Origin of the sequence: Phocaeicola fibrisolvens, from assembly GCF_025567125.1 — a bacterium.
GTDB lineage: Bacteria > Bacteroidota > Bacteroidia > Bacteroidales > Bacteroidaceae > Phocaeicola > Phocaeicola fibrisolvens.
This window is the reverse complement of sequence record NZ_JAOQJI010000088.1, coordinates 1-5,676: the sequence shown is the minus strand read 5'-3', so window position 1 is coordinate 5,676 and position 5,676 is coordinate 1. Positions and strand designations below refer to the sequence as shown.

At 45.0% G+C, this 5,676-nt stretch carries 4 protein-coding genes; 1 reads left to right on the top strand and 3 read right to left on the bottom strand.

Going from position 1 to position 5,676, the window contains the following annotated elements:
• On the top strand, window positions 1-238 hold a 238-nt coding region (locus OCV81_RS17450), incomplete at its 5' end, for a hypothetical protein (protein ID WP_262640538.1).
• Between the two features lie 574 nt (window positions 239-812).
• Here OCV81_RS17450 and OCV81_RS17445 read toward each other — a convergent pair.
• From OCV81_RS17445 to ftsH, 3 genes are all read right to left on the bottom strand, one after another.
• Window positions 813-2,114 carry a hemolysin family protein gene (locus tag OCV81_RS17445; RefSeq protein WP_148331106.1) on the bottom strand — a complete coding sequence of 434 codons (1,302 nt, stop codon included), beginning with the start codon at window positions 2,112-2,114 and terminating at the stop codon, window positions 813-815.
• Between the two features lie 149 nt (window positions 2,115-2,263).
• A complete protein-coding gene (locus OCV81_RS17440) occupies window positions 2,264-3,265 on the bottom strand; it encodes an aldo/keto reductase (RefSeq protein WP_148331105.1) in 1,002 nt (333 codons plus the stop codon).
• Window positions 3,266-3,442: 177 nt separating this feature from the next.
• Complete coding sequence (gene ftsH, locus OCV81_RS17435) at window positions 3,443-5,299, bottom strand: ATP-dependent zinc metalloprotease FtsH (RefSeq protein ID WP_148331104.1); 1,857 nt, start codon at window positions 5,297-5,299, stop codon at window positions 3,443-3,445.
• Window positions 5,300-5,676 lie beyond the last annotated feature (377 nt).

Genomic DNA, 5,676 nt, shown 5'->3' with positions numbered 1-5,676 from the left:
GGAATCGCCGTTTTTTGCCAACCGGAGGACAAGAATTTCCCGAAAACGGCCAGTTCTGCGCCAGCCGGAAGACGAAAAAAATGAACCCGGCGACCATTTTTTTCACCCAGCTGGGAAATCCCGGCCAAAATTCCTCCCCCGAAAGGCAAAAAATCCGAAAAAAATTCCGGAAAAACTGGAAACGGAGCTACATGTCCACAAACAGAACCGGGATTTTTCCATGCAGCAGGGCAAATGACGTCACGGAAATCCCGCATCGCAGGGACATTTTTACACAGGACGGCCCGCATTTTTTATGTTTCCTTGCCGGAAAACGTACGTTCTACCCGGTGGAAACCTACGGTTCCAGGCAGGAAAACCTACGGTTTACACACCGGAAACATAGAAAACATAAAGGAAAAGAGAGGTTATCCTGCCGACATTTTCAGAATACGAAACACAGGAAAAAACAAACGGACCGTTTACAGGAAAAGAACAGAAAAGCCGCATACGGAAAAACAAGGTAAACAGTCTGAGGGGAAACTTACAGAAAACCAGGAAGATAAAAGCGGATTGAAAACAGAAGACCTCACGTAAGGACATAAAAAAAGGAGTTCCGCTGAACTCCAACCTTTGTTAACCTTAAATCTAATACTATGAAAAACACAGTGCAAAAGTAAACATTCCGGTTGAAACCGCAAAAGAAACAGCTGAAAAATCATGTTTTACAACACATATTAACCAAGAATCCCGTTATATTCAATCCCATTAACAAAAAAGGCTTTCCAAAGCCTAAGCCCGGAAAGCCTTTCAGTCACGAATTATATGCAAAATCAAAACTCACATTCACCCTCTTCTTCTGAAGACGGAATCGTCACCAATACTTTATCGATTCGAGCTCCATCCATATCTACGACCTCGAAAACAAAATTATTCCATTCCAAAGTTTCACCGCTTTGAGGGATATGCTGTAAATATTGCAGAATCAACCCTCCTACTGTATGGTAATCCACGTCCTCTAACAAATCCTGTCGGTTAAAATAACACAAGAAATCATACAACGGGCACTGTCCGTCGACCAGCCATCCTTCCTTGTTAATCCGCTTGATGATATCCGGCTCTTCTCCGGCATCATCCATCGAACCGACCAGTCCTTCCAGAATATCGCGCAAAGTAATGATTCCCACACAGGCACCAAACTCATCGCAAACCAGCGCGCGACTTATTTTCTGCGCCTTCATCTGTTCCAATGCCTTATATACATTCATATTCTCATGGAAAAACGTAGCTTCATGCGTCAAGGCAGACAAATTGAAATCCTCTTCAGGGAGATGCAAAACCAAATCTTTCAGGTTCACCACCCCTTTCACCTTATCCAAGTCCCCATCTTCCGTCACCGGGTAGAACTCATACAGCTCTTTCACCAGCACCTCCTTCACTTCGGAAGCCGTCATGTTGCTTTCCAGTGAAACAATATCACTTTTGTGCGTCATGATGGAACCGACCTTCAAATCACCCAACAGAAATACACGCTGCACAATGTCCTGTTCCACAGGTTGCACTTCTCCATCATCAGCCCCTTCCTTGATAATCGACTTGATTTCCTCTTCCGTCACCTTATTATCGGTTTCCTTAATATTCAGCAAATTGAAAATCAATTCGGTACTCTTCGAAAGCAACCAGACAAACGGCAAGGCAATCTTGGCCAGCACATTCATCGGACGGGCCACCAGCTTGGCCATTCTTTCGGCCATACTCATACCGATACGCTTCGGCACCAGCTCCCCAAAAATGATGGTCAGATAAGTAACGATGACAACGATAATCCCCTGTGCCAGTCCGGATGCATAAGTAGAAGATACTCCCCACGAAACCAGTACATTGGTCAAATCGACCGCAATTTTATTTCCCGAATAAATACCGGTCAAAATACCTATCAATGTGATCCCAATTTGGACGGTAGAAAGAAAACGATCTGGGTCCCCTGCCAGTTTTAATGCTACGCGAGCAGATTTATTACCTTTTTTTACGTCGGTCGACAACCGGGATTTTCGGGCTGATATTAATGCCACCTCGGACATGGCGAAGATACCGTTCAGTACTATCAACCCGATAATAATGATTATTTCATCCATATATAAAAACGAGTGTGTTTCAAAGGAGCAAATTTAAAGGAATGTTCATATCCAAAAAAGTGAGCCGTCTATAATTAAATAGTTTTAACAAACAGACAGCCCACTTTTTTACATTTCTCTTTCTTCCTCAAACACACGAGATTAAAAGCCTACGCAAGAATCTCTTCAATACGCTGAAGCTCTTCTTCCTCGAACGAAAGATTGTCCAGCGCCTTCAAGCTATCACCCAATTGTTCCACCGAACTGGCTCCCACCAACACGGAAGTGATCGACGCATCTTTCAGCAGCCAAGCCAATGCCATCTCGGCCAACGATTGTCCGCGCAAGCGTGCGTGTTCGTTCAATGCCTGAATCTTTCTCAAGACTTCCGGCGTTAGTGCCTCTTTTTTCAAGAAGCCTCCACGGGCAATACGGGAATCCTCTGGAATGCCGTGCAAGTAACGATTGGTCAGCAAGCCTTGCGCCAAAGGAGAAAAGGCCACAAACCCCGCCCCATTTTCTCTGACCGCCTGCAAGATTCCTTGAGATTCCGGCTCACGTACCAGCATGCTGTAACGTCCCTGATACAACAGGCACGGCACATCCCGTTCTTTCAAGAAACGGCTGGCAAACAAATAGGCTTCCAGGGGATATTTGGACAGGCCCACATACAAAGCCTTCCCTTGGTGTACGATATCCACCAACGTCTGAAGCGTCTCTTCCAACGGCGTTTCCGGATCATAACGATGCGAATAAAACACATCCACGTATTCCAGATTCATCCGTTTCAGACTCTGTTCCAGGCTGGCCATCAAATGTTTGCGGGAACCCCAGTTGCCATACGGACCCGGCCACATGTCGTGTCCCGCCTTTGTAGAAATAAACAGTTCGTCCCGGTAAGGAGCCAATGACGATTTTATTATCTGTCCGAAAGTCTCCTCGGCCGAGCCATACGACGGCCCGTAATTATTGGCCAAGTCAAAGTGTGTAATTCCATGATCAAAGGCATAATGCAATTTTTTCCGGCTGAGTGAGAGTGTATCCACGTCCCCGAAATTATGCCATAATCCCAGTGAAATGGCGGGCAGCATCACCCCACTCCGTCCGGCACGCCGATATTGCATGCCACACTCGTAGCGATTTTCTGCTGCAGCATAAACAGGTGCTATCATAATAATATGAATTTGAAAGGTTCAACCATCATTCTTTTGTCGGTGACAAAAATAAGATTTTATCTCGCACCTCTTTTCATTCATCCCTTCTATTATTTCCGCCTTCGTAATTTTTTCTCAGGCTTTCTCTTTCCCACCTCTTTATTACGCTTCTCCCCCCAAAAGAATCACCAGCCATTACAGCTTACCCGACTGATGCAGAATATGCATGAACTCCTCACCGGTAATGGTTTCTTTTTCCAGCAAGAAAGAAGCTGCCTCATGCATCACATCCAGATTTTCCTGAATGAGGCGACGTGATTTCTCATGTGCTTTCTGAATCATTTCAAGCACTTCCTGGTCAATGCTGGCTGCCGTTTCAGCAGAACAAGTGAGCGAAGTATCTCCTCCCAAATAGACATTATTCACCGTCTCCAGTCCCATCATGTCATATTTATCACTCATTCCATAACGAGTGACCATTGCACGGGCCAGTTTAGTAGCCTGCTCAATATCATTTGAAGCCCCCGTAGTCACAACGTGACAAATTTCTTCCTCTGCCGTCCGTCCACCTGTCAGGGTTGCAATCCGATTGAACAACTCTTCCTTGTTCATCAATACCTGTTCCCCACTCTCCACCTGCATGGTATATCCGAGTGCTCCCGAAGTGCGAGGAATAATCGTAATCTTATGTACCGGTGCCGAGTGGCTCTGCATGGCAGCCACTAACGCGTGTCCTATTTCATGGTAGGCTATGATTTTCTTCTCTTCCGCAGAAACAACCTTTCCCTTTTTCTGTGCACCCGCTATCACGGTTTCCACACTTTCTTCCAAATCCTCGGTAGTCACTTCACTTCTTCCCATACGAACCGCCCTCAATGCCGCTTCATTGACAATATTGGCCAATTCTGCACCCGATGTACCCGCCGTAGCACGAGCCACGATATCTATATCTACCGTCTCATGCTTTACCTTCTTCAGATGTACGTTCAGAATCGCCTTCCGTCCCTCCAGGTCGGGTAATTCCATTTGAATACGTCTGTCAAAACGTCCTGGGCGAAGCAAGGCCTTATCCAAGTCCTCCGGACGATTCGTGGCTGCCAATATCACAACTCCTTTCCGCCCGTCAAATCCATCCATCTCCGTCAGCAACTGGTTCAATGTCTGTTCCCGTTCATCGTTTCCTCCCAGTCCACTGTCCCGTCGTTTGCCAATGGCATCTATCTCATCAATAAAAATAATACAAGGAGCTTTCTCGTTTGCCTGCCTGAAAAGGTCGCGTACTTTTGCGGCTCCCATTCCCACAAACATTTGCACGAACTCGGAACCCGAGATAGCAAAGAAAGGTACCTTTGCTTCTCCGGCTACCGCACGTGCTATCAACGTTTTTCCCGTTCCCGGAGGCCCCACCAACAAAGCTCCCTTAGGTAACGAAGCACCTATATCCGTATATTTCTGTGGTTTATGTAGAAATTCCACAATCTCTTTCAGCATTTCTTTCGCTTCGTTTTGTCCGGCCACATCGGCAAATGTCGTCTTGATTTCTGCATCCGCATAAATCTTGGCCCCTCCATTCCCGAATGACATAAAATTACCTCCAGTTCCCATACGGGCCTGGATACTTCGACTAGCTCGCTTCCCTATTACATAAAACAACAGCCCCGGCAATACCCACATCAAGATAAAATTCAAAAAAGGAGAATTTTCTTCAGGAACTATCTCTGTAAAAGCTACTTTACCATCCTCATTCGGACTTTTTGCCTTCAGTAGCCTGTCTACCAACTGAGGGTCATTTATTTCTCCAGTCTGATAAGTCGTGACGTTTCCTTTATCGGCTACCGTAAAATAAATCTGTCCGGATTTAATCATCACCTCCTTTATCGACCCTTCCTCCATCTTCTCTATGAAAGTTCCATAATCTGTGGATTTGATTTTCTGTCCCGTCAAGTTCGGGAAAATCAACCAATTCAAAAATAAGACAATCAATATGACCCATAAAAAGGTCACAAACGGATTTCCCTTCTGAGGGCGTGAGTTCACAGTTTCTTGCTTCATGACGTTTCATTCTTAATTTAAAGACAAATATCGCCAATCACACATAAAAAGAGATGGTTAATATGGCGAGAATAGTGTGCTAGATTTCGCAAAATCAATATTAAGCCTCAAGCCCAATTATAAAAGAATTTACCCATGATTCATTCTTGTCAATTTACAGACAATTCACCGTCATAGTTATACAGTCATTTAAATCTACTATTTTTCAGCGACTATAACCTATAGAGGGATAAACACCTAGATACAAAAAACGAGGCTGTCTCAAATTGAAATATAATTTGAGATGGCCTTTTTTGTGCCTGCAAAAAAATCGGGCAAGCCCAAACTTCGCTCAGTCAGGACTTGCCCGTCTCCCTAATTTTTCGTATCTTTAGGGA